The 22040-nt window shown below is 71.3% G+C and carries 21 protein-coding genes; 9 read left to right on the top strand and 12 right to left on the bottom strand.

Going from position 1 to position 22040, the window contains the following annotated elements:
* Positions 1-17: 17 nt before the first annotated feature.
* The 4 genes from opgC to DEJ00_RS07450 form a co-directional block, all read right to left on the bottom strand.
* Positions 18-2507 (bottom strand): OpgC domain-containing protein, encoded by a 2490-nt coding sequence (opgC, locus tag DEJ00_RS07465; RefSeq protein ID WP_146247904.1) that lies wholly within the window; start codon positions 2505-2507, stop codon positions 18-20.
* Positions 2504-2914 (bottom strand): ATP-binding protein, encoded by a 411-nt coding sequence (locus tag DEJ00_RS07460; protein WP_111047424.1) that lies wholly within the window; start codon positions 2912-2914, stop codon positions 2504-2506. Before DEJ00_RS07460 ends, opgC begins: the two co-directional genes overlap by 4 nt.
* Entirely contained in the window at positions 2911-4866 is a 1956-nt protein-coding gene (locus tag DEJ00_RS07455; RefSeq protein ID WP_258373605.1) for a glycosyltransferase, read from the bottom strand. Before DEJ00_RS07455 ends, DEJ00_RS07460 begins: the two co-directional genes overlap by 4 nt.
* 308 nt (positions 4867-5174) lie before the next feature.
* Positions 5175-5951, bottom strand: coding sequence for a TetR/AcrR family transcriptional regulator (locus DEJ00_RS07450; RefSeq protein WP_111056916.1), 777 nt, complete (start codon positions 5949-5951; stop codon positions 5175-5177).
* 122 nt (positions 5952-6073) lie between these two features.
* Between DEJ00_RS07450 and DEJ00_RS07445 the strand changes: the two genes are divergently transcribed.
* On the top strand, positions 6074-6997 hold the full coding sequence (locus DEJ00_RS07445) for an NAD-dependent epimerase/dehydratase family protein (protein WP_258373583.1): 924 nt from the start codon (positions 6074-6076) through the stop codon (positions 6995-6997).
* 159 nt (positions 6998-7156) lie between these two features.
* Here the strand turns inward: DEJ00_RS07445 and DEJ00_RS07440 are convergent, their stop codons facing one another.
* The 3 genes from DEJ00_RS07440 to DEJ00_RS18485 form a co-directional block, all read right to left on the bottom strand.
* Positions 7157-8497 carry a fibronectin type III domain-containing protein gene (locus tag DEJ00_RS07440; RefSeq protein WP_146247903.1) on the bottom strand — a complete coding sequence of 447 codons (1341 nt, stop codon included), beginning with the start codon at positions 8495-8497 and terminating at the stop codon, positions 7157-7159.
* Between the two features lie 357 nt (positions 8498-8854).
* Positions 8855-10663, bottom strand: a complete 1809-nt coding sequence (locus tag DEJ00_RS07435; RefSeq protein ID WP_071245939.1) for a DEAD/DEAH box helicase — start codon at positions 10661-10663, stop codon at positions 8855-8857.
* A 91-nt stretch (positions 10664-10754) separates the two neighbouring features.
* Positions 10755-11219: a MarR family winged helix-turn-helix transcriptional regulator gene (locus DEJ00_RS18485; RefSeq protein ID WP_163343313.1), complete on the bottom strand. Its 465-nt coding sequence runs from the start codon at positions 11217-11219 to the stop codon at positions 10755-10757.
* 96 nt (positions 11220-11315) lie between these two features.
* Here DEJ00_RS18485 and DEJ00_RS07425 point away from each other — a divergent pair, with 96 nt between their 5' ends.
* Together DEJ00_RS07425 and DEJ00_RS07420 are read left to right on the top strand one after the other, a co-directional pair.
* Positions 11316-13505, top strand: coding sequence for an MDR family MFS transporter (locus DEJ00_RS07425; protein WP_111056913.1), 2190 nt, complete (start codon positions 11316-11318; stop codon positions 13503-13505).
* Positions 13506-13581: 76 nt separating this feature from the next.
* A complete protein-coding gene (locus DEJ00_RS07420) occupies positions 13582-14169 on the top strand; it encodes a TetR/AcrR family transcriptional regulator (protein ID WP_051596480.1) in 588 nt (195 codons plus the stop codon).
* Between the two features lie 312 nt (positions 14170-14481).
* On the opposite strand, the gene DEJ00_RS07415 is transcribed toward DEJ00_RS07420, so the two are convergent.
* A complete protein-coding gene (locus DEJ00_RS07415) occupies positions 14482-15240 on the bottom strand; it encodes an SDR family NAD(P)-dependent oxidoreductase (protein WP_111056912.1) in 759 nt (252 codons plus the stop codon).
* A gap of 69 nt (positions 15241-15309) precedes the next feature.
* On the opposite strand from DEJ00_RS07415, the gene DEJ00_RS07410 reads away from it, so the two are divergent.
* A complete protein-coding gene (locus tag DEJ00_RS07410; RefSeq protein WP_111056911.1) occupies positions 15310-15888 on the top strand; it encodes a TetR family transcriptional regulator in 579 nt (192 codons plus the stop codon).
* A 48-nt stretch (positions 15889-15936) separates the two neighbouring features.
* Positions 15937-16347: a VOC family protein gene (locus DEJ00_RS07405; protein WP_111056910.1), complete on the top strand. Its 411-nt coding sequence runs from the start codon at positions 15937-15939 to the stop codon at positions 16345-16347.
* Positions 16348-16366: 19 nt separating this feature from the next.
* Here the strand turns inward: DEJ00_RS07405 and DEJ00_RS07400 are convergent, their stop codons facing one another.
* The gene (locus DEJ00_RS07400) at positions 16367-16636 is read right to left on the bottom strand and encodes a hypothetical protein (protein ID WP_071245932.1); all 270 of its coding nucleotides are present in this window, start codon (positions 16634-16636) and stop codon (positions 16367-16369) included.
* 94 nt (positions 16637-16730) lie between these two features.
* Between DEJ00_RS07400 and DEJ00_RS07395 the strand changes: the two genes are divergently transcribed.
* The gene (locus DEJ00_RS07395) at positions 16731-17606 is read left to right on the top strand and encodes a DUF808 domain-containing protein (RefSeq protein ID WP_035807701.1); all 876 of its coding nucleotides are present in this window, start codon (positions 16731-16733) and stop codon (positions 17604-17606) included.
* A 95-nt stretch (positions 17607-17701) separates the two neighbouring features.
* Here DEJ00_RS07395 and DEJ00_RS07390 read toward each other — a convergent pair whose 3' ends face one another.
* Entirely contained in the window at positions 17702-18583 is an 882-nt protein-coding gene (locus DEJ00_RS07390) for an SDR family oxidoreductase (RefSeq protein ID WP_111056909.1), read from the bottom strand.
* Between the two features lie 85 nt (positions 18584-18668).
* Between DEJ00_RS07390 and DEJ00_RS07385 the strand changes: the two genes are divergently transcribed.
* The 3 genes from DEJ00_RS07385 to DEJ00_RS07375 all read left to right on the top strand — a co-directional run bounded on the left by DEJ00_RS07385 (position 18669) and on the right by DEJ00_RS07375 (position 21222).
* Positions 18669-19247, top strand: coding sequence for a TetR/AcrR family transcriptional regulator (locus DEJ00_RS07385; protein WP_111056908.1), 579 nt, complete (start codon positions 18669-18671; stop codon positions 19245-19247).
* A gap of 81 nt (positions 19248-19328) precedes the next feature.
* Positions 19329-19763: a VOC family protein gene (locus tag DEJ00_RS07380; RefSeq protein WP_111056907.1), complete on the top strand. Its 435-nt coding sequence runs from the start codon at positions 19329-19331 to the stop codon at positions 19761-19763.
* Positions 19764-19824: 61 nt separating this feature from the next.
* Positions 19825-21222 (top strand): FAD-binding oxidoreductase, encoded by a 1398-nt coding sequence (locus DEJ00_RS07375; RefSeq protein WP_111056906.1) that lies wholly within the window; start codon positions 19825-19827, stop codon positions 21220-21222.
* Between the two features lie 71 nt (positions 21223-21293).
* Here the strand turns inward: DEJ00_RS07375 and DEJ00_RS07370 are convergent, their stop codons facing one another.
* A complete protein-coding gene (locus tag DEJ00_RS07370) occupies positions 21294-21689 on the bottom strand; it encodes a hypothetical protein (protein WP_051596478.1) in 396 nt (131 codons plus the stop codon).
* An 88-nt stretch (positions 21690-21777) separates the two neighbouring features.
* On the bottom strand, positions 21778-22040 hold a 263-nt coding region (locus DEJ00_RS18690; protein WP_220038851.1), incomplete at its 5' end, for a hypothetical protein.

The following is a 22040-nucleotide window of genomic DNA, read 5'->3' as shown; positions in this document are numbered from 1 at the left end:
TCCGTCCGTGCGCACGATCAGCGCGGGATGACGGAGAACAGGAACTTCTTGCGGACCATGTACCAGGCCAGCAGGATCAGCGCCGTGTGCACCACGAACCCGATCCAGAAGTCCCCCCACGGCACACCGGGGATCGACGCGATCGCCAGGGCGAAGAACACCTGCCAGACGAACACGTACAGGCTCGCCTGCCCGAGCGGGATCCAGAGCCAGCCGATGGCGGCGGCGATGGGCTTCCAGAACACCGTGAGGATCGCGTAGGACACGACCGCGAAGAACGCGATGTCCACCAGACGGCCCCACTGCAGGTCCACCCGCTGGTACGCCGTGTTGTACAGGGACTCGTACATCGTCGCCGGGAACGGCACCGGGGTGAACCCGAAGTGGTCGCCGGCCCACACGTAGACCAGGAACGCCGCGTACCCGCCGACGGCGACGCCGACCAGGACCTTGCCGAGACGCCCGGTGAGCGCGCCGACGATCTGCCGCCGGTAGTACCCGAGCACGAGCCCGTGGGTGAACACCACCTGCCAGGTGAACAGGGGGAACACCGCCTCGAACTGGGAGTTCAGCGGACGGAAGTCGGGGTTGAGCGCCTGGAACACGTACAGCGCCCAGCTGGCGGCGAGGAGCGCCCACCAGAACCCGCGGCGGATCACCCAGATGAACACCGGGATGAACAGGCTCAGCACCACGAACAGGCCCATGATGTTGAACGGCCACGGCCCCATCTCGAGCAGCAGGAACTGCCGGATCGCGTACCAGGGCGGCGGGTAGGCGAGCAGCTGCATCGCGTTCGGGTACAGGTCGTAGACCCGGCCCTCGGCGTCGACACCGCCGGTGCCCGTGCCGCGGTCGGTGAACGTGGTGATGGCGTCGGTGTTCAGGAACGGGACGAAGCTCAGCGCGAAGACCACCAGGATCACCACGAGCGTGACGACGTACTGCTTGCGCGCGCGCTTCCACGCCCCGACGGCCGCCGCCCACTCGCCGAACTTCTTCACGGCGAACGGGTACGTCATGCCGAGGACCATGCCGGACAGGAACACGAACATCTCGGCGCCGGTGATCGCACCGACGGCGTGCAGCGTGAGGTACGAGTACGGCCCGCCGATCTCGATGTGGGTGATCACCACGGCGAGGATGATGAACCCGCGGAACAGGTCGAGCCGCAGGTCACGGCCGGGCTTGCCGTCGTCGGGGTAGCGCCAGCTCGGCAGGAGCCGGCCGAACACCCCGCTCAGCAGGAACACGATCGCCAGGCCGGCGGCCAGCCAGACGATCCACGCCATCTGCTCGCCGCCGGTCTCGTACTCCTGGGAGATCGCGGCGTTGCCCTGCTGCACGGTCACGCGGTCGGTGACCGGACCGAACGCGAAGTCCCCGGACCGCTCGAGGTCGGCGCGGAAGGACTCCGCGACGTCCGGGTCCGCGGTGAGTCGCCAGTCGGCCACGCGGTTGCCGGCCTCGGGCTCGCGTCGCTCGGCCTCGAGCACGGTCATGCCCCGGATCAGCGGACGCTCCTGCACCGCGGCGAGCACTTGCCGCCACCAGCTCCGCTTGACCTGGAGCTCGGCGTCGCCCTGCAGCTCGCGGTTGTACAGGGCACCGGTGTCGAGGAGCATCGGGCGGTCGTCGGCGGCCGCGAACCGGTCGTAGAACGTGCCCGACTGGGGTTGGTCGTACCCCCAGTCCTCGTCGAACCGGGACTCGACCTCACCGCTGCGGGTGAGCGGCACGGCGCGACCGGCGGCTTCGGTCGGGTCGCCCTTGCCGTACGAGAACATCGAGAGCCCGACCCAGTCGACCGCTTCCGCCCCCGGCCAGTACGGCCCGTACGGGTCGTCGGCGCCGGTGAGCTGTCCGTCGCCGTTCGTGTCCGCCTTCGCGACGTCGACCGGGGACAGGTTCCGCAGTCGCCCGGCGGACTCGCCGAACGGGTAACCGGCACCGTACCCGGGCGACCACACCATGAGCGCGTCCGACGTGCCCGCGTGCACGGTCGTGCCGAGCGCCCGGAACGCCCGGACGAACTCCGTCGGTTGCTGGCCCCAGCGGACCCACGTGCCGTTCATCTGCGGTGCGAACCGGACGAGCACCTGGGTGTCGTACTGGTCGTGCAGGTCCTCGAACACCGTGTTGACGGCGCGGGTGTCCGCGGTGTCGAGCGACCGCAGTTCACGGTCGGGTTCGAGGCTCACGACGAGCACCGCCCCCTGGGTCGCCGCCGCACGCGCCGAGCGGAGGAGTTCCTGCTTCGCCGTGCGGTCGAGCGGGTAGTCGACGGAGACCCCGTACATCGACGGCGTCGCGCCGAGCCGCCCCTCGTACCCCTCGGGCGAATCGCTGGCCCAGTCGAGGTCGGGGCCGAACCACGTCGACCCCTCGGCCGGCTGCACGGCGGCCGCCGCGTGCACGGACGCAGCCGACGCCGGCAGCGCACCACCGAGCAGGAGCGTGGCGATCGTGACGAGGAGGGCGACCGCGCGGGCCACCGGCTGCTTCACCGGTCGCACGCAAGTGTCCAGACGTTGTGGCCGGGCTCGTGCCGGTGCTCCAACCGGTCGAGCGCCGCGATGGCGAGGGCGAGACCGCGCCCGCTCTCCTGTTCGACGTCGGCCATGGTGACGGCACTCAGGTCGATGTCGACGGGCATCCCGTTGTCGGTCAGCACCGCGGTCAGAGCCTGGTCGGTGGCCTCGAGGCGCACGGAGTACCGGCGCCCGGTCCCCCGGTCGGCGCGGACGGTGTGCTCGACGATGTTCGCGGCGACCTCGGCCAGGGCGGTCTCGAGTGCGAAGCGGAGCCGCACGTCGTCGATGCCCAGACCGTCCCACCATGCGGCGAAGCGGTCCTGCACCTCGTCGAGGGAGTCGGGCGTCGCGGCGACCTCGAACGTGGTCTCGGTGCTCACAGGGGTCCTCCGGCGGTGCTCGACTCGTGTTCGGACTGGGCTGGGGTGGCCGGGCCGCGGTACCGGACGGCCCGGATCACGATGCTGAAGATGAACAGGTCGAAGACGACCCACGCGGTGTTCACGAGCGGCGCGATCCCCTCGGCCTGGCCGGTCAGGTAGCGGATGCCGATCATGACCAGCGCGGCCACCAGGGCCCCCATCGCGTACAGCTGCGGCTTGACCAGGTCCCACCGCGGCTTCTGCTCGGTCTCGTCGCGCACCTTCGGGGTGACGCGGAACCCGAGCGGCTTGCCCCGGTAGACGTTCTGGAACGCGCTGGTCACCGACTCGATCCAGACCGGGAAGAGTGCGAGCGAGTACTGCTGCCCACGCCAGGTCGGTCTGCCGGCGGCCACCACCCAGAACAGCAGCTGGTTGAACACCAGGAACGGGATGAGCCGCGCGAAGAAGTCGACGCTGTAGGCCTGCACCGGGATGACCCCGAACGACAGGCAGAGCACCGGGGCGGCGATGTAGACGATCGCGGCGAACCCGGACAGGTAGCTCCACATCGTCGAGAAGTACATGAGCCGCTGCCCCCACGACAGCCCCTTCTGCACCAGGGGGTTCTCGCGGAAGAACACCTGCATGGTGCCCTGCGCCCAGCGGAGTCGCTGCACGAGCATCGTCGGCAGGTCCTCGGGGGCCAGGCCCTTCGCCAGGATCTCGTCGTGGTACGCCGACTTCCAGCCGAGGCCGTGCAGGCGCATCGCGGTGGCCATGTCCTCGGTCACCGAGATCGTCGCCAGCGGCATGATCGGCTGCGCCTCGTCGTCACGGTTCACGTCGAGGGCACGGGCGAGCACCGCGATGGACTCGATGGCGGCGACCGGTGAGGCCTCACGCCGGCCGAGCACGTCGAGGGCGGCGTCGTCGAGACCCGCGAAGGTGTTGGCGTCGGTGGACATCGCCGCGAGCTCCTGCAGGTCGTTCCGCACGGACTCGAGGTCGGCGGCGGCGAACCGGAACGCGATGGCGTCGATCCCCCGCTGGAACGCGTACGTCACGTCGCCGAGCGGCTCACCGGCGCGCACCTGCTCGCGCGCCTGGTCCACCACGGCCTCGGCGTCGTCGAGGGCAGCGAGCACGCGCGGGTCGGTCTCGGTCTCGCGGGAGCGGGCGAGGAGCTTGCGCGAGGTGGCGAGGGTGCGCTGCACGGACGCCTCGACCTCGGCCACGTAGCGCGAGATGCCGAGCTGCATGAGCGCTTCGCGCCGAAGGATGGCGTTCGACCCGCAGAAGAACGCGGCGTTCCAGCCGTCCTTCGACTGCTGGATCGGACCGTAGAACAGCGGCGCCTGGCTGCCGAGGGGGTCGTCGTCCGGCACGTTCTCGAACCACTGCGGGGTCTGCACGAGCGCCATCCGCGGGTCCTTGAAGTACCCGAGGGTGCGGTCGAGGATCGCCGGGTCGGGCACCTGGTCGGCGTCGAGGATGAGCAGGAACTCGCCCTGCGTCGCGAGCAGGGCGTTGTTGAGGTTGCCGGCCTTGGCGTGCCGGGGCCGGTCCACCCAGTCGGCGCCGCGCGTGATGACGCCGATGCCGAGCGCCTCGGCCGCCGCACGCATCTCGGGTCGGTTGCCGTCGTCGAGGATCCAGGTGGTGTGCGGGTGCGTGATCGCCTTCGCCGCGCGGGCGGTGCGCTCGACCAGGTCGATCGGCTCGTTGTAGGTCGTGATGAAGACGTCGACGGTGACGTCGGTGGACGGCTTCGCCGGTGGTTCGCCGCGCTCCCGGAGCCGCCAGGCCCCGAGGGCGAAGAGCAGCGAGTCGATGACGCTGTAGGTCTCGGCGAGGATCAGCGGCACCGCGATCCACCACGAGTGCCAGTTCACCGAGGCCGCCCAGCGCCACACGATGTAGTTGACACCGGCGAGGGAGGCCAGGAGCGCCACCGTCCGCACGGTCACCAGGCGTCGGCGGGCGGTGCCGGTGGTCAGGCGGCGGCGGTCCTGTCGGCTGACGTCGAGCGCGGTCACCGGGTCTCCCCGTCCGCGGCGTCGCCGGACGTGCTGCGTCGCAAGCGTTCCTCCTGATCCGCGCGCGGGCCCCGGCCGCGTCGCACGCCCGAGTGTGGTTCCGTCCGGCAGCTGACCCGGAGGGCACCGTGCCGGTCGTCCGCTCCGGTCATCGGGCACGACCTCGGCGTGACGACCTGTCTACCGCACGTGCGGGTGCTCTGTCAGGCAGCGCACCCGATCTGGGGACAGCACCCGCGTCAGAACGTGGCGGTGAACCCCAGGTCATCCGCCAGACGCACGATGACCTGGTCGAAGTAGGCGGCCGGGTCGGACACAGAACCGACGAAGTGCCCGAAGAGCTCGAACGAGATCGTCCCGAACACCGTCGTCCAGGCCATCAGGGTGCGGACCAGGACCTCGTCGGGCAGGGTGATGCCGAACGAGCGCAGGGTGGCGACCCCGTCCGCGACGGCGGGACCGGCCGCCCCGGGAGCCGCCGGAGGAGCGGTGGGTGATCCGGGCCTCCCGGCCGCCGCCGGCGTCGACGTGACGGACGAGCCCGGCGTGACGGACGAGCCCGACGCACCAGGCGCACCGGACCCGACGGCGTCCGCGACCACCCGCACCAGCGCCAGCGTCGTCCGCGTCGCGGGCACGACGGTCTCCCGCGGCGCCGCGTAGCCGGGCACGGGCGAACCGAACAGCAGCGCGAAGTCCCCCGGGTGCGCGATGGACCAGTCCCGGATCACCCGGCACATCGCCACCCAGCGCGCACCGGGAGCCGGTCCGGCTGCGGCGCCGGCGGCCTCGACCGCGGCGCCGAGCTCGTCGTAGTCGGTGATGAGCAGGGCCGTCAGCAGGTCGTCGCGGCTCGGGAAGTACCGGTACACGGCCGACGAGACCATCCCGACGTCACGGGCGACGGCACGCAGGCTGAGTGCGGCAGGACCCTCGCCGGTCAGGCGGGTGCGCGCTGCGGCCAGGATCTCCGCGGTGACCGTCTGCCGTGCGAGTGCTCGGGCGGTGGGTGCCATCCGACGATCCTGGCACGGGAGAGCAGCGCCCACAAAGGAGAGCACTGCTCTTGCTTTCGCGTCGAAGAGCCGTCATGCTCATTTCCGAGAGCGGTGCTCTCGCAACCAGGAAGCAGGAGACCATGACCCACCACCTCGTCGTCGGTGCCGGCCCCGTCGGCCGGCACGTCGCAGAACTGTTGACCATCCGGGGCGACCGCGTCACCGTCGTCTCCCGCTCCGGTCGCAGCTCGGGCATCGCCGGGGTCGAGCACGTCGCGCTCGACGCCTCCGATGCCGATGCCCTCTCCCGCGCCGCCGAGGGAGCAGCCGTCCTCCACAACTGCGCGAACCCCGGCGACTACACGCAGTGGGAGCGCACCTGGCCCCCGCTCGCCGCAGCACTGCTCACCGCGGCCGAACGCACCGGGGCGATCTACGCCATCACCGGGAACCTGTACCCGTACGGCCCGGTCGACGGGCCGATGCACGAGGGACTGCCGGACGCTGCCACCGACCACAAGGGGGTGCTCCGCGCCACCCTGTGGGCCGATGCCCTCGCCGCGCACGACGCCGGCCGCGTCCGGGTCGTCGAGGTCCGCGCCTCGGACTACCTCGGCCCCGGGATCGGCGCGAACGGGCACGTCACACGCGTGCTGCCGGCGGCGCTGCGGGGACGGACGGTGTCGATGGTCGGTCGCACGGACCTGCCGCACACCTTCACCGACGTGTTCGACGTCGCCCGGACCCTCGTCGCCGCTGCCGAGGACCAGGGCGCACACGGTCGCACGTGGATGGTGCCGAGCAACGCCCCGCGGACGCAGCGCCAGGCCCTCACCGACGTCCTCGCGGCGGCGGGGAAGCCCGCGGTGCCGGTACGCCGGATGCCCGCGGCCCTGTTCCGCGTCGGCGGGCTCGTGTCGCCGATGATGCGCGAGCTGGCCGACCTGACCTACCAGTGGACCGCGCCGTACGTGGTCGACGACCGCGAGAGCCGGGCACGCTTCGGCATCGAACCGACCCCGTGGGACGAGGTCTGCCGCCGCACGGCCGCCGGCGCGGCCTGAACCACCGCCGCCGGCATCGCCGCCGGCCGTCGGCACCGCCCGAACAACCGCAGCCGCCGCCCGACGCAGCCCGAACAACCGCCGCCGCCCGCCGGCGCACACGGAAGGGGGACAGGACGCGCCGTTGCGCCCTGTCCCCCTTCCGCCTCGCACCGCCGGTCAGATCACCAGCAGCCTCGAGTACTGCGCCGCGTCGAGCTGCTGGGCAGCTCCACCCGCGGCGGGGACCTTCCACAGCCCGGCCGAGGGGCCGCTGTCGATGGACACGAACACGTCCCCGTCGGCGGAGGCGGCACCCAGGTGCTCGCCACGCGACCCGGCGGTCAGCCCGGTCACCGGCACGGTGGACGTGCCACCGCTGCCGACCACGAGCTTGTCCGGGATGCCGCGGTCGATCTTGCAACCGGTCGGGCTGGTCGGGTACTCCGCCGGGGCGGGGCAGAACTCCGCCGACTGCAGGAGCGAGAAGCCGTCCGCGTTCGCGGCAGCGTACTCGAACGCGTTCCGCGGTTCGATCTTCGTCAGTTCGGTCGCCCCGGGCTTCAGCTGGTACCAGGTCCACGCCCCGGCGGCACCGGGCGAGCGGATGTCGACGTAGACGTTGCCCTGGGAGTCCGCGAGCACGCCGGCGGGGTAGCCGACGGTCGACCCGCCCGGGCCGGTGAACGTGCGGGGGACGATGCCGGTGCCCTTGACGTACGGCCGGCTGACCGTTCCGCCGAGCACGACGACCTTGCCGTCCGGGGTGACCGTCCAGAAACGCTCATCGCTCCCGACGGCCTTGCCCCCCAGGTCCAGCACGACCTTCGGGGTCGAGGTGCCGGCGGACAGCTTCTGCACCGCGCCGGTCACCGAGTCCACCCAGTACAGGTTGCCCTCGGCGTCGGAGCGCAGGTCCGGGGTCAGGTGCAGGCCGGACGCGATGATCGAGATCCCGCTGCCGTCGGCCGGGTCCCGCAGGATCGCGGTGCCGTCCGCCGACGGGGTGAACACGTCACCGTCGGCGTTCGCGGCGAAGCCTTCGCCGTGCGTCGCGACGACGGTCTTCGCACCGCTGCCGGAGTCCGCGAACCGCACGACGGCACCGTTGCCGTCGAGGGCGAACAGCGACTGCGTCGTCTCCGGCTCGGGCGCCGGCGGTGACGTCCAGCGCAGCGTGACCGTGCGACCGGTACCCCGGTGGCCGAGGGCACGCACCGAGAAGCGGTAGGTGGTCGCGGGCGAGAGCTCGTCGAAGCGGTCGGAGCGGGCGCGCGGGAGGAGTCGGTGGACCTGGTGGTCGTGCCGGTTCGCGACGGCGTCGACGTCGACCTTCCAGCCGGTCACCTTGGCGCCACGGTCCGGGCCGCGCCACGTCAGCGTGGCACTGTCCGCGTCGCCGGTGACGCGGACCGCGGTCGGTGCTCCCGGCACCGACGGAGAGGTGTGCGCCGTCGCCGGCACCGCACCTCCGAAGACGAGCGCCGCGGCGGCGACCGCGGTGATGAGTGCTCGGTACACGATGGTTCCCCTGCCTTCTCCGCGGCTCCCTGCGTCACGGCTCCGGTCATCACAGCACCGTGCGGACTCCAGGGGAACGCCTGCGGGCGGGATCTGCGGTTCCCCGCACCGCAAGATGCGAAGGGCCCGTACCGGCAGACGCCGTCGTGTTCCCGAGACACCGCCGAATCCGACGGCGTCTCGCCGACTCGGCGGCGTGGAACAGACACGACGGCGCCTCGCCGACTCGGCGGCGTGGAACCGACACGACGGCGTCTCGCGGGCCCGGGACCCGCACCGACGACGGACGGGAGGCCCGGTGCCAGCTGGCACCGGGCCTCCCGTCAGGAGGGGGTCGCGTCTCGGACGCGGCGCGTCTCAGTAGCGCGGCTTGCGCTCCGGACGGTCGTCGCGGTCGTCGCGGCGGCCACCGCCACGGCGGTCCGCACGGATCTCGATGAGCTTGCCGCTGATCCGGGTGTCGGTCAGGCGGTCGAGCACACCGGGGTCCATGTCGGCCGGCAGTTCGACGATCGAGAAGTCCGGACGGATCTGGATCGCACCGAAGTCGTCGCGACGCAGGCCACCCTCGTTGGCCAGGGCACCGACGATCTGGCGCGGCTCGACGCGGTGACGACGGCCGACCTCGATGCGGTACGGGGACATCGGCTGCGAACGGCGCGGGCCACGGTCGCCGCGGTCACCACGGTCGCGGTCGCCACCACGGTCGCCGCGGTCGTTGCGGCCGCCACGGTCGTCGCGGGCACCACGCTCGTCGCGCTCGCTGCGGCGGGCGTCGCGCTCCATCTGGCTGCGGAGGGCGTCGTCGGCTGCGGTGAGGAGCAGCGGCGAGTCGCCCTGCGCCACGACGGCCAGGGCAGCGGCGACGTCGTCCGAGGGGACGTCGTGGTGCTCGACGTAGTGCGCGATGACGTCGCGGAAGGCGGCGATCCGGCCCTGGTCCTCGAGCGCCGCGGTGATGGCGTCGTCGAAGCGGGTCAGGCGCGTCTCGTTGACGTCGTCGATGGTCGGCAGCTGCATCTGCGTGAGCGGCTGCTTGGTGTGGCGCTCGATCGCGGACAGCAGGCGACGCTCACGCGGGGTGACGAAGCTGATCGAGTCGCCCGAGCGGCCGGCGCGACCGGTCCGGCCGATGCGGTGCACGTAGGACTCGATGTCGACCGGGATGTCGAAGTTCACGACGTGCGTGATGCGGTCGACGTCGAGGCCACGGGCGGCGACGTCGGTGGCGACCAGGATGTCGAGCTTGCCCGACTTCAGCTGGTTGACCGTGCGCTCGCGCTGGGCCTGGGCGACGTCACCACTGATGGCGGCGGCGGCGTACCCGCGGGCACGGAGCTTCTCGGCCAGGGTCTCGGTCTCGCTCTTGGTGCGGACGAAGATGATCATGCCCTCGAAGTCCTCGACCTCGAGGATGCGGGTGAGCGCGTCGACCTTCTGCGGGTACGAGACCATCAGGTAGCGCTGCGTGATGTTCGCGGCGGTCTTCGTCTTGGTCTTGACGGTGATCTCGGCCGGGTCGGTCAGGTACTGCTGCGAGATGCGGCGGATCTGCGCGGGCATGGTGGCCGAGAAGAGCGCGACCTGCTTGTCGTCCGGGGTGTCGGCGAGGATCGTCTCGACGTCCTCGGCGAAGCCCATCTTGAGCATCTCGTCGGCCTCGTCGAGCACCAGGTACTTCAGCTCGGACAGGTCGAGCGTGCCCTTCGCCAGGTGGTCCATGATGCGACCGGGGGTGCCGACGATCACGTCGACGCCGCGGCGCAGGGCGGAGAGCTGCACGCCGTAGGCCTGGCCGCCGTAGACGGGCAGGACGTGGACGTTCTTCATGTGGGACGCGAACTGCTCGAACGCCTCGCACACCTGCAGGGCGAGCTCGCGCGTCGGGGACAGCACGAGCGCCTGCGGCTTCTTGCTGCCGGACTCCATGCGGGACAGGATCGGCAGCGCGAAGGCCGCGGTCTTGCCGGTACCGGTCTGCGCCAGGCCGACGACGTCGCGCCCGGCGAGGAGCGTGGGGATGGTGGCTTCCTGGATGGCGGAAGGGGTCTCGTAACCGATGTCCTTGACGGCCTTGAGCACAGCGTCGCTCAGGCCGAGATCGGCGAACGTCACCACGGGCCCGTCGTCGAGGGTCTCAGTGGTGGGGGTGGTGTCCGTGCTCATACCACCAACGGTATCTCGAATGCGCGCTCCGCAGGGACGGGAGGCCCGTGGCGACGCCGCCACGGGCCTCCCGTCCGCCCCGTCGGTCGCGTCAGGAGCGCGTGGTGCCGATCCCCAGGACCGCGTCCGCCCGGTCGTTCAGTCGCGTCAGCATCTCGGCGAGCGAGCGCAGCTCGTCGGAGGCGAACTCCTCCGTCAGGTCGTCGAACACCTCGGCGCCGGCGGCGTCCAGCTCGTCGAGCAGTCGTCGGCCGGCGGGGGCGAGCGTGACGAGCGTGGCGCGGCCGTCCGCGGGGTCCGGCGACCCGATCAGGTGCTCGGCCTCGATCAGCGAGGCGACCCGGCGGCTGATCACCGGGCGCGACAACCCCGTCGCGTCGGCGATCGCGGTCGCCCGGACCGGCCCGTGCCCGGCGACGGCACGCAGGATCACGCGGGCCGTCGGGTCGAGGCCGCCCCGCGACTCGATGAGCGAGGAGCGCAGGGTCTGCCGGACCCACAGCCGGTCGAGCTGGGATCGCAGGAGTCGCTCGGCGGCACGCCGGTCGTCGGTCACGGGCTCAGCGTAGCGGGCACATTTAGTTGCTTGCCGGAAGCAACAGATGTATCGTTGCGCGGTCTGCAAAGTTTCACAGCCAGAAAAAGGAGTTCGATGACCGCCACCGCACCCGTCCCGGTGCAGCACGGTCGGCACACCGCCGAGGCCCCCGCGGCCTCCGGAGGCGCCGGCCAGCAGCCGCTGATGACCCACCGTCAGATCCTCCTGGTGATCTACGGCCTGATGGCGGGCATGTTCCTGTCCTCGCTCGGCCAGACGGTGTTCGGCACGGCGATCCGCACGATCGGCGACGACCTGCACGGGCTCGACCAGCAGGCCTGGGTGACGACCGCGTACCTCATCACCTCGACGATCGCGACGCCGATCTACGGCAAGCTCTCCGACATCTTCGGCCGCCGTCCGCTGTACATCTTCGGCATCGTCGTCTTCATCCTCGGCGCCGTCCTGTCGTCGATGTCGACCTCGATGCTCATGCTCGCCGCCTTCCGCGCGGTGCAGGGCATCGGTGCCGGCGCGCTGATGTCGCTGCCGCTCGCGATCATGGGCGACATCCTCGCCCCGCGTGAGCGTGCCAAGTACCAGGGGTACTTCCTCGCCGTGTTCGGCATCTCGTCCGTGATCGGCCCGCTCATCGGCGGTCTGCTCGCCGGTTCCTCCGAGATCCTGTGGATCACGGGCTGGCGCTGGGTGCTCCTGATCAACGTGCCGATCGGTGTCGCGGCGCTCCTCATGGTCATCGTGTTCCTGCACCTGCCGAAGGTGCACGGCGCCGGCGACGCGAAGCCGAAGGTCGACTGGTGGGGCGCGACCGCCGTCATCGTCACCCTCGTGCCGCTCCTGCTCGTCGCCGAACAGGGCCGCATCTGGGGCTGGGGCTCCCCCGCCGCCATCGCCTGCTACGTCGTCGGTGTCGTCGGCCTGATCGGCCTGCTGCTCATCGAGTCGAAGATGGGCGACGCGGCGATCATCCCGCTCAAGCTGTTCCGCTCGGGCACGTTCTCGATGGCGACCGTCATCGGGTTCCTGGTCGGCTTCGCGATGTTCGGCGCGATGCTCACCATCCCGCTCTACCTGCAGATCGTCGTCGGACTGACCCCGACCGAGTCCGGCTTCGCGACGCTGCCGCTCGTCGGTGGTCTGATGATCGCTTCGATCACCTCGGGGCAGATCGTCGCCCGCGTCGGCCGGTACCGGATCTTCCCGGTCATCGGCACCGCGCTCGTCTCCGCCGGCTACGTCGTCCTGACGTTCATGTCGATCGACAAGCCGCTCTGGTTCCTGATGATCGGCATGTTCCTCATCGGTCTCGGTCTCGGCTCGGTCATGCAGTCGCTGACCCTGGCGTCGCAGGGCTCCGTCGAGGCCCGTGACATGGGCGTCGCCACGTCGTCCGCCACGTTCTTCCGCCAGATCGGTGGCACGCTCGGCACCGCCGTGCTGCTCTCCATCCTGTTCTCGGTGATGCCGGCGAACATCCTGACCGCGACCGCGAACCAGAAGGACCTCGGTCCGGCGCTCGACGCCGCGCTCAACCCGACCGTCGCCAGCGCGAAGGCGAACCAGGGCGCCATGGACAAGATCTGGACGCCCGTCGTCACCCCGCTGACGAAGACCGTGCAGTCGCAGCTCGACGCCGCCTCGGCGAAGGCGAAGCAGGCCGCCGACGCCGCGGTCACCGAGCAGGTCACCGCGGCGGTGCAGCAGCAGGTCACCGCCGGTGCCGTGCCCGCCGCAGCAGCGCAGACCGTCATCGACCAGCAGGTCGCCGCGGCCACGCCGGCCGCCGAACAGTCCGCACTCGAGCAGGTCGCCGAACAGGCGCACGCCAGCGTGCAGGACGGCACCGTGTCCGTCGACTGGGCGGACGCCGACCAGCGCTCCTACTGGGTCGACGAGCTCACCCCGGAGCTGGCGAAGAAGATCGACGACGGCAACACCACGAGCGACAGCGCCACCAGCACGAACGACACCTCGTTCCTGACCGGTGCGGACAGCCGCCTGACCCGGCCGTTCATGGCGGGCTTCAACGCCTCGTCCGTGACCATCTACTGGGTCGGTCTCGGCGTCATCCTGCTCGCGTTCGTGCTGACCTGGTTCTTCCGGGTGCCGCCGCTGCGCCAGCGGTCCGCCCTGCAGGAGCAGGCCGACATGTCCGCCGAAGCACAGCTCGAGGCCGAGGCGGGCGCCGCCGCAGCCGAGGCCGGCTCGTTCACCGGCCCGATGACCGGATCCGTGCCGACCGGGTCCGTGCCGACCGGATCCACGCCGACGCACCGTCGGTGACCGACCGGGGCGTCCGTCCGTGCCCCCTTTCCGGGCGGGCGCCCCTCCCACACACACCAACCCAGCAGGAGTCCACGTGATCACCACCCCGGCAGCGGCTGCGGCAACGGAGCCGTGCACGCTGCGTGAACGGAAGAAGCAGCAGACCCGGCAGGCACTGCACGACGCAGCGCTCACGCTGGTGTCCGCGCACGGACTCGACGGCGTCACGGTCGAGCAGATCTGCGCCGACGCCGACGTCTCCCCCCGCACCTTCTTCAACTACTTCTCGTCGAAGGCGCACGCCGCGCTCGGGCTCGACTCCGTCGAGGTCCCGGAGCGCTCAGCGGCCTGGTTCGCCGAGGCCGACGGTGCCCTGGTCGACGACCTGTGCGCCCTGGTCGCGGCCACCGTCCCGCTCTCGCAGGACCGCCGCCGGATGAAGGAGCTGCTCGTGCTGCGGCCGGAGATGTCCTCGATGGTGATGCAGTGGATGGCCGAGTCGCGCCAGTCCCTGCTCAGCGTCGTCGGCACCCGCACGGACGCGCAGACCGCCCGCACCGCGGTGACCCTGGTGATGTCGGCGCTCAGCGAGGTGGCGCACCGCGAGACCGTGCGGAGCAACGACGAGCTCGCGGATCGGCTCCGCGCCGTCGTGCGGGAGATGGCGGCGCTCGTCTCCTGAGCCGCCGGCCGTCGGCTCGCCGTGTCGAATCGGGCGTACCGGGTCGAATCGGGCGTACCGGGCAGGAACTTCCTGCCCGGTACGCCCGATTCCGCTTTCCAGCGCACGTGCGCTGGGAAGGAACCACGCGTCGTCGACGTGGCCGGAGGCGGACGGGAGGCCCGTGGCGGTGTCGCCACGGGCCTCCCGTCCGTCAGGTGGCCGGGTGGCGATCACGCCGTCGTGTCTGCCCGACGCCGCGAAGTCGTCGAGACGCCCCCGTTTCCGGAGGCGTCTCGACGTGACGACGGCGTCTCGTGCCGCAGCAACGGGTCAGACGACGGACCAGCCACCGTCGCTCGGCAGCACCGCGCCGTTGACGTTCGCCGAGTCGTCGCTCAGCAGCCAGGTGATGGCGGCGGCGAGCTGCTCGGGCTGGGCGACCGGCGGGATGGTGGTCTGCATGATCGGACCGACCCGGCCGGCCGCGTACTCGCTGCGCATCGGCGCCTCGATGTTCGTGGCGACCGCACCCGGCGCCACCGCGTTCGCCCGGATGCCCTGCGGCCCGTGGAAGAACGCGACGCTCTTGGTGTACCCGGCGATGGCGTGCTTCGACGAGGTGTAGGCAGCCCCGGCGGCCGAGGCCTTCAACGCGGCCTCGGACGCGACGTTCACGACCGACCCCTTGCCGGCGGCGATCATCAGCGGCAGCACGGCGCGGGTCAGGCGCATCGGGCCCGTGACGTTGACGCTGAAGACACGCTCCCAGGTGCCGTCGTCGACCTCGTCCGGCGGCAGGAACGCGTCCATGATGCCGGCGACGTTGGCGAGCCCGTCCACTCGGTCGCCGGCGGCGGCGATGAGTGCGTCGATGGTCTCGCTCGCGGCGACGTCACCGACGACGGTCTCCACGGCGAAGCCCTCGAGCTCCGTGCGGAGTGCGTCGAGCCGCTCGGCCACGACGTCGGTCGCGATGACGCGGCCACCCTCGTTCGCGATGCGCGTCGCCGTGGCGCGTCCGATGCCGGAACCCGCTCCGGTGACGATGATGGTCCTGCCGGTGAACCGTCCGGCGGTGGTGTCGGTCATGTGGTCTCCTCGATGCGGGGCGCTCGCTGCGCCACACCCGGTTATAGCACTCAGTGCCGAAAGGTCTCCATGAGCTCGACGAACGACCGTCCGACGGGGCGCCCACGCACCATCGACCCCGACGCCGTGTCCCTCGTCGCACTCCGGCTGTTCGACGACCAGGGCTTCGACGCGGTGTCGATGGACGACGTCGCCGCGGCGGCCGGGGTCAGTCGCCGATCGCTCTTCCGGCTGTTCCCGAACAAGGCGGCGCTGGTGTGGGGCGGTCTCGACGAGTTCGCCGCACGGTTCCGCGAAGCCCTGCGGTCACGGCCGGCCGACGAGCCCTCGGCGGTGGCGCTCCGGGCGGCCTACCGGATCGGTGCGACGTTCCCGGACGACGCGGTCGAGGTCACCCGACACCGACTCCGGGTCATCCGCGCGAACCCGTCGCTCGAGCACGTCGGCGCCGCCAGGGTCACGGCCCTGACCGACGAGATCCTGCGGTACGTGGCCGAGCGGGACGGGGTCACCGCCGACGACCTCGCCGTCGCCGTGCGCGCCCACACGCTGGCCGCCGCCGCGAGCGCCGCACTCACCTGGTGGGCACTGCACGGCGACGGACGACCGGAGGACGTCCTGGAGCGCGCACTCGCGCTGCTCGACTGACGAGCCCCGGGGTTCCCCCACGCCGCACGCCGGAGTACCTTGCCGGGCATGCACACGACCGGACCCGCGCCGTACTTCCAGTTCGCCGGCACCGCCAGGCAGGCCCTCGAGCACTGGCAGCGGGTGTTCGGTGGCGACGTGCAGATCGCGACCTACGCGGACTTCTCCCGTACGGACGGTCCGGCCGACGCCGTCGCGCACGGCCAGCTCACCGGCGAGCTGCAGCTGTTCGCCGCGGACGCGAGCGAGGGCGACACCCCGTTCTCGGCGACGGGGCTGCTCTTCTCACTGCTCGGCACCGCGGAACCGGACGTCCTGCGCCGGTGGTTCGACCAGCTCGCCGAGGGCGGCACAGTCGTCGACCCGCTGCAGCAGCGCCCGTGGGGCGACTGGGACGGCACCGTCCGTGACGCGTACGGGGTCACCTGGCTGATCGGGTTCGAGGACTCCGCGCGCTGAGTCCCGCGCGCTGCAGCGCCTACTGCTGGTCGGACGGCAGCAGCGGCGCCCAGAAGGCATCGGGACCGTCGGCCTGCACGGCGTCGCGCTCGAACCGGAACCCGTAGTCGCGGACGAAGTCGAGGGCCGCGGCCTGCTCGTCCTCGGCGTCGTCGTGGTCCGCGTCGAACAGGTACACCCCGTGTCCCATCGCGACACCGGCGTCGCTGATGACGGAGAGGTCCCAGCGCCCCTGCTCGGAACGCTCGATCCGGACGACGGCGGCCTGGGATGCGGTGAAGTCAGCCATGCCGCGAGCCTACGGACGCCCCGTGGCTGGCGTTCAGGATGCTCCGCGGCCACTACGCTGTGCACGGTCACAGGTCAGACGAGTGGAGAACGAATTGTCAGTCGGATTGCTCGCCGTGGTGGACGACATCCTCTCCGCAGCCCTCAAGGCCAGCGCGAAGACCGCCGGGGTCGTGATCGACGACGCCGCCGTCACGCCCCAGTACGTGCAGGGTCTCGAGCCCGCTCGTGAACTCCCGGTCGTCGGGCGCATCGCCCTCGGCAGCCTGTTCAACAAGTTCATCATCATCATCCCGCTGGCGTTGCTGCTCACGGCCTTCGCACCCGGGGTGCTGCCGTGGCTGCTGCTGCTCGGCGGCACGTACCTGTGCTTCGAGGGCGCCGAGAAGGTCACCGAGTGGTTCGGTGTCCACCACGAGGGCGGGTCCGACGAGGCCGTCACCGAACCGAAGCTCGTCTTCGGCGCCATCCGCACCGACCTCATCCTGAGCACCGAGATCATGCTCATCGCACTGGCGGGCCTCGATCCCGACCTGGGGCTCTGGCCGACGCTCGGCGCCCTGATCGTGATCGGTCTGGTCATGACGGCCGTCGTCTACGGCGCCGTGGCACTGCTCGTGAAGGTCGACGACATCGGCCTGCAGATGATGAAGAACTCCGTCCGCCGCACCCGCCGGATCGGTGCCCGCATCGTGCGTGCGATGCCGATGGTCTTCCGGGTCATCAGCGTCATCGGCACGGTCGCGATGCTGTGGGTCGGTGGACACCTGGTCATCGCGAACCTCGCCGAGACCTTCTGGCACGGGCCGTACGACCTGCTGCACGTGATCGAGCACGCGCTCGAGGCCGCAGGCCCCGTCGTCGTCTGGATCGCCGACACGGCCGTGTCGGCCGTGGTCGGCCTCGCGCTGGGCATGGTCGTCGTCGGCATCGTGCTGGGTATCGGCCGCCTGCGCGGCAAGCAGCACTGACGCGACTGCACGGCGGACGGGAGGCCCGTGGCGGCCCGGCACCGAGCCTCCCGTCCGGCGCGCCGTGCGCCCACCGCTGACGGTGCGGGCCGCGCTCAGCGCTGCACGTTCTCCAGGTCCTCGAGCAGGCTCGGGTGGGTCGGGACCCAGCCGAGCGCGTCACGCGTGTGGGCACTCGACGCCGGCTGGTCCATCGCGAAGATCGGCGCGAACGCGCCGAACGTCTCGTCGGCCACCCGCTCGACCGGCAGGCCGAGCCGACGCCCGATGACCTCGGCCAGGTCACGTACCCGATCGCCCTCGTCGGCGACCGCGTGCCAGACGGTCCCCGCCGGTGCACCTTCGAGCGCGAGCCGGAACAGCACCGCGGCGTCCGCTGCGTGCACGGCGGGCCACCGCTGCTCGCCGTCGCCGGGGTAGCCCGCGACCCCTGCCTGTCGGGACGTCTCCGTCAGGATGCCGGCGAACCCGCCCGTGCCGTCCGCGTGCACGGTGCGCGGCAGCCGGATCGCCGAGACCCGGACGCCCCGTGCCGCCAGGTCGAGGGCGGCGAGGACGGATCGGGCTCGACCCGCGACCGGCCCCTCGAGCGGGAGCGGGTCGGTCTCGACCGAAGCCCGGCCGGGCTCCCACGGCGTGCCGGAGACGACGACGAACGGGCGGTCGCTGCCGACGAGCGCCTCGCCGAGTGCGGCCATGGCGGCGCCTTCCTCGGCGATCCCCCGCTCGAGCGCCTCCGCCGAACTGAAGTCGTTCGAGAACGCGAGGCTGATGACCCCGTCGGCGGCGCGTGCGCCCTCGCGCAGCACGTCGAGGTCGGTGAGCGCACCGCGGGCGGGGGTCGCCCCCGCGGCGACGAGGGCAGCGGCCGACCGATCCGACCGGGCCAGGGCCGTGACGGTGTGCCCGGCGGCGATGAGTTCGGTGACGACCGCGGTGCCGATGGTGCCGGTGCCGCCGGTGACGAAGACGTGCATGGGTGCTCCTCAGAAGTGATGGGACTTTTGTACCGTCACCGTACACCCGCGACGGGATAATTGTCCCGTCGCATATGATCGTCGCATGGTGCGATGGCAACCCGGGGCCCGGGAACGACTGGTCCTGGCCGCGGTCGACCTGTTCTCCGAGCAGGGCTACGACGAGACGACCGTCGCGCAGATCACCGAGCGCGCCGGCGTCACGAAGAGCACGTTCTTCCGGCACTTCCCGGACAAGCGCGAACTGCTCGTCGCCGGGCAGGAAACCCTGAGCCGACTCCTGGCCGAGGGCATCACCGACGCACCGGCCGACGCCACCCCGCTCGATGCCGTCGCCGCCGGACTGGAACGGGCCTCGGACGAGATGGGACCGCTGAACCGCGAGCTCGGACCACGATTGCGAGCGGCCGTCGCCGCCAGCGCCGAGCTGCAGGAGCGCGACGCCCTCAAGAGCGTCGGGATGGCCGCGGCCATGACCGACGCCCTGGTCGGCCGCGGTGTCCCCGACGCTCCCGCTCGACTGGCCGCCGAGATGGGTGTCCTCGCCTTCAAGCAGGGCTTCGAGCGGTGGTCGGGTGTGGGGCGCGCCGACGACGACCGGCTGGCCCACCACGCCACGGCCGCACTCGCCGAGCTCCGAGCCGCGGCCGCCCAGCTCGGTTGAGCGGACGTCGAGCGGACACTGAGCGGACGTCGAGCGGACGCTGAGCGGACGCCGGTCGTGCATCGTCGTATCCTCGGCGCCATGGCAACGGTGCGACAGGTCCAGGTGACGTTCGACTGCGCCGAGCCGGAGCGTGTCGCCCGGTTCTGGTGCGAGGTACTCGGGTACGTGGTGCCACCGCCCCCACCGGGGTTCGCCGACTGGGGCGCGTTCGACCGGTCGCTGCCGCCGGAGCACCAGGGCTCGGCCTTCGCGTGCGTCGACCCGACCGGTGCCGGTCCCCGCCTGTTCTTCCAGCGCGTCCCCGAGGGCAAGACGGTGAAGAACCGCGTGCACCTGGACGTCCGGGTCGGCACCGGGATGACCGGTGCCGAACGGCTCGCGGCCCTCGACGCCGAGAGCGCCCGTCTGGTCGGGCTCGGCGCCACCCAGGTCCGTCGGATGACGGCGGACCAGGTGAACGAGTCGTGCATCGTCATGCAGGACGTCGAAGGCAACGAGTTCTGCCTGGACTGACCGGCGTATCGTCGATGCACCCGAACCGCACCGCCGCGCCCCGGAAGGACCCCCACCCCGCATGACCGTCACCGCCGCATCCGCCACCGCAGCCGACGCCACCGCCCTCGAACACCTGCTTGGGTCCGACCAGGTGCTCCGCGACCCGGAGTCGCTCGAGCGCTACCGCCACGACGACGCCGAGTGGGCCGACTCCACGGCACCGCTCGCCGTGGTCCTGGCACGCAGCACCGACGACGTCGTCACCGCCGTCCGTTGGGCAGCCGCCGCCGGTCTCCGGGTCGTCCCCCGCGGTGCCGGCACCGGCCTGTCCGGCGGCGCCAACGCGATGGCCGACTCGATCGTCGTTTCGCTCGAGCGGATGAACCGGGTGCTCGAGGTGAACACCGACGAGCGCTACGCGGTCACCGAACCCGGCGTCATCAACGACGCACTCCGCGCCGCGGTCGCCGAGCACGGCCTCTGGTACCCGCCGGACCCCGCGAGCTCGGCGATCTCGACGATCGGCGGCAACGTCGCGACGAACGCCGGCGGCATCTGCTGCGTCAAGTACGGGGTCACCCGCGACTACGTGCTCGGCATGACCGTCGTGCTGGCCGACGGGTCGGTCGTGGAGCTCGGCCGCCGGACGGCGAAGGGCGTCGCCGGGTACGACCTCACCGGGCTGCTGGTCGGTTCCGAGGGCACGCTCGGCATCGTCGTGTCGGTCACCGTGAAGCTGCTCCCCCTGGCCGGCCGTGACGAACGGGCGGTGATCGGGTACTTCCCCTCGCTGACCGCAGCGGGCGACGCCGTGGCCGCGATCTCGCGCGCGGGGATCGTCCCCGCGGCACTCGAGATCGTCGACCGCACCTGCCTGCGGGCCGTCGACGACTGGATGCACCTCGGGCTGCCGGCGGACGTCGACACCCTGTTGCTCGCGCGGGTCGACGAGTGCGGTGCGGCCGGTGACGAGATCGCCGACCACGTCGCGGACGTCTTCGCCGAGGCCGGCGGGACGGACGTCGAGCGGGCAACCGACCCCGGGGACATCGACCGGCTGTTCCAGGCCCGCCGACTCGCCTACCCGGCACTCGAACGGCTCGGCCCGGTGCTGACCGAGGACATCTGCGTGCCGCGGAGCGCGGTGCCCGAGATGCTCCGGCGGATCCAGGTGACCGCGGACGCACAGGACGTCACGATCGCCAACATCGCGCACGCCGGCGACGGCAACCTGCACCCGCTGATCATCGCGCCCGAGGGCGACGACGCCGCGAAGGCCCGCGCGAAGACCGCGTTCGACCAGATCGTGGCGGACTGCCTGGCGCTCGGCGGGACCGTGACCGGTGAGCACGGCGTCGGGCTGCTGAAGCTGCCGGGCCTGCGGGTCGAGCTCGGCGACCGCGTGCTCGCGATGCACCGCTCCGTCAAGGACGCGCTCGACCCGGCGGGGACCCTGAACCCGGGCAAGGCGTTCTGACCCGTCCGTCAGGTGGTCGCGTTCAGCGACCGGTGTGCGTCACGCAGGAGCGCATCCGCACGCACGCGTGCTCAGTGGCGACGGAAGTACCCGTTCGCGCCACCGACGTACATCAGGATCGTCGCGATGAGCACCGCGACGCCACCGATCCAGCCGAAGGCGTTGCCACCCGAGGCCGCGCCGACGCCGACACCGATGAGCTGCAGGACCGCGAGGACCGTCAGCACGATGCGGGCCCAGTTGCGGCCGTCGCGCATCTTGAAGACGATGATGAGCTCGATCACGGCCAGGATGAACGCGAAGATCGCGCCGCCGACGAGCGGGGCGGTGCCGACGTCCTGTGCGGCGGAGGAGCTGCCACCCGAGACCAGACCGATGATGCCCTGCAGGATGTTCGCCAGGACCACCACCAGCCAGATGACGAACGACACGGTGACGGAGGTGGGACGACTGGACGTCGATGCCATGGGGAATGCCTTTCTCGATGGACCACGTTCAGCGGCCTCTCAGAGAACGTACTTGCGGGCGTGACCGCTGTCCGGATGAGCCCGAAGGTCACAGAGCGGTAACGACGGCAGATCCGTCCAAACCCTTCGCCGCAGGGTGCCGAATCACCTGCAACGACCGGGAAACACCCGGAGCGCTCACCAGCCGCACATCGCTGGTTCTCCACCCCACCAAGGGTGTGTTCGGCGCGCACACAGCAGCCGCGCCGAGCGCGACAACAGCAAAGGACTGATCACGATGCGTAAGAGCCTCAAGACCTCCATCACCCTCGCCACGACCGGCGCCCTCGTCCTCGGCGGTGCCGCGTTCGG

Origin of the sequence: Curtobacterium sp. MCLR17_039 (genome assembly GCF_003234745.1) — a bacterium.
GTDB lineage: Bacteria > Actinomycetota > Actinomycetes > Actinomycetales > Microbacteriaceae > Curtobacterium > Curtobacterium flaccumfaciens.
This window is presented reverse-complemented; position numbering and strand designations above follow the sequence as displayed.

Bases quoted from the DNA above. Each gene is read 5' to 3' on its own strand.
- DEJ00_RS07450 (WP_111056916.1), bottom strand. From the start codon at position 5,951: ATGGCACCCACCGCCCGAGCACTCGCACGGCAGACGGTCACCGCGGAG.
- DEJ00_RS07445 (WP_258373583.1), top strand. From the start codon at position 6,074: ATGACCCACCACCTCGTCGTCGGTGCCGGCCCCGTCGGCCGGCACGTC.
- DEJ00_RS07435 (WP_071245939.1), bottom strand. From the start codon at position 10,663: ATGAGCACGGACACCACCCCCACCACTGAGACCCTCGACGACGGGCCC.
- DEJ00_RS07425 (WP_111056913.1), top strand. From the start codon at position 11,316: ATGACCGCCACCGCACCCGTCCCGGTGCAGCACGGTCGGCACACCGCC.
- DEJ00_RS07415 (WP_111056912.1), bottom strand. From the start codon at position 15,240: ATGACCGACACCACCGCCGGACGGTTCACCGGCAGGACCATCATCGTC.
- DEJ00_RS07410 (WP_111056911.1), top strand. From the start codon at position 15,310: ATGAGCTCGACGAACGACCGTCCGACGGGGCGCCCACGCACCATCGAC.
- DEJ00_RS07405 (WP_111056910.1), top strand. From the start codon at position 15,937: ATGCACACGACCGGACCCGCGCCGTACTTCCAGTTCGCCGGCACCGCC.
- DEJ00_RS07400 (WP_071245932.1), bottom strand. From the start codon at position 16,636: ATGGCTGACTTCACCGCATCCCAGGCCGCCGTCGTCCGGATCGAGCGT.
- DEJ00_RS07390 (WP_111056909.1), bottom strand. From the start codon at position 18,583: ATGCACGTCTTCGTCACCGGCGGCACCGGCACCATCGGCACCGCGGTC.
- DEJ00_RS07385 (WP_111056908.1), top strand. From the start codon at position 18,669: ATGGTGCGATGGCAACCCGGGGCCCGGGAACGACTGGTCCTGGCCGCG.
- DEJ00_RS07380 (WP_111056907.1), top strand. From the start codon at position 19,329: ATGGCAACGGTGCGACAGGTCCAGGTGACGTTCGACTGCGCCGAGCCG.
- DEJ00_RS07375 (WP_111056906.1), top strand. From the start codon at position 19,825: ATGACCGTCACCGCCGCATCCGCCACCGCAGCCGACGCCACCGCCCTC.
- DEJ00_RS07370 (WP_051596478.1), bottom strand. From the start codon at position 21,689: ATGGCATCGACGTCCAGTCGTCCCACCTCCGTCACCGTGTCGTTCGTC.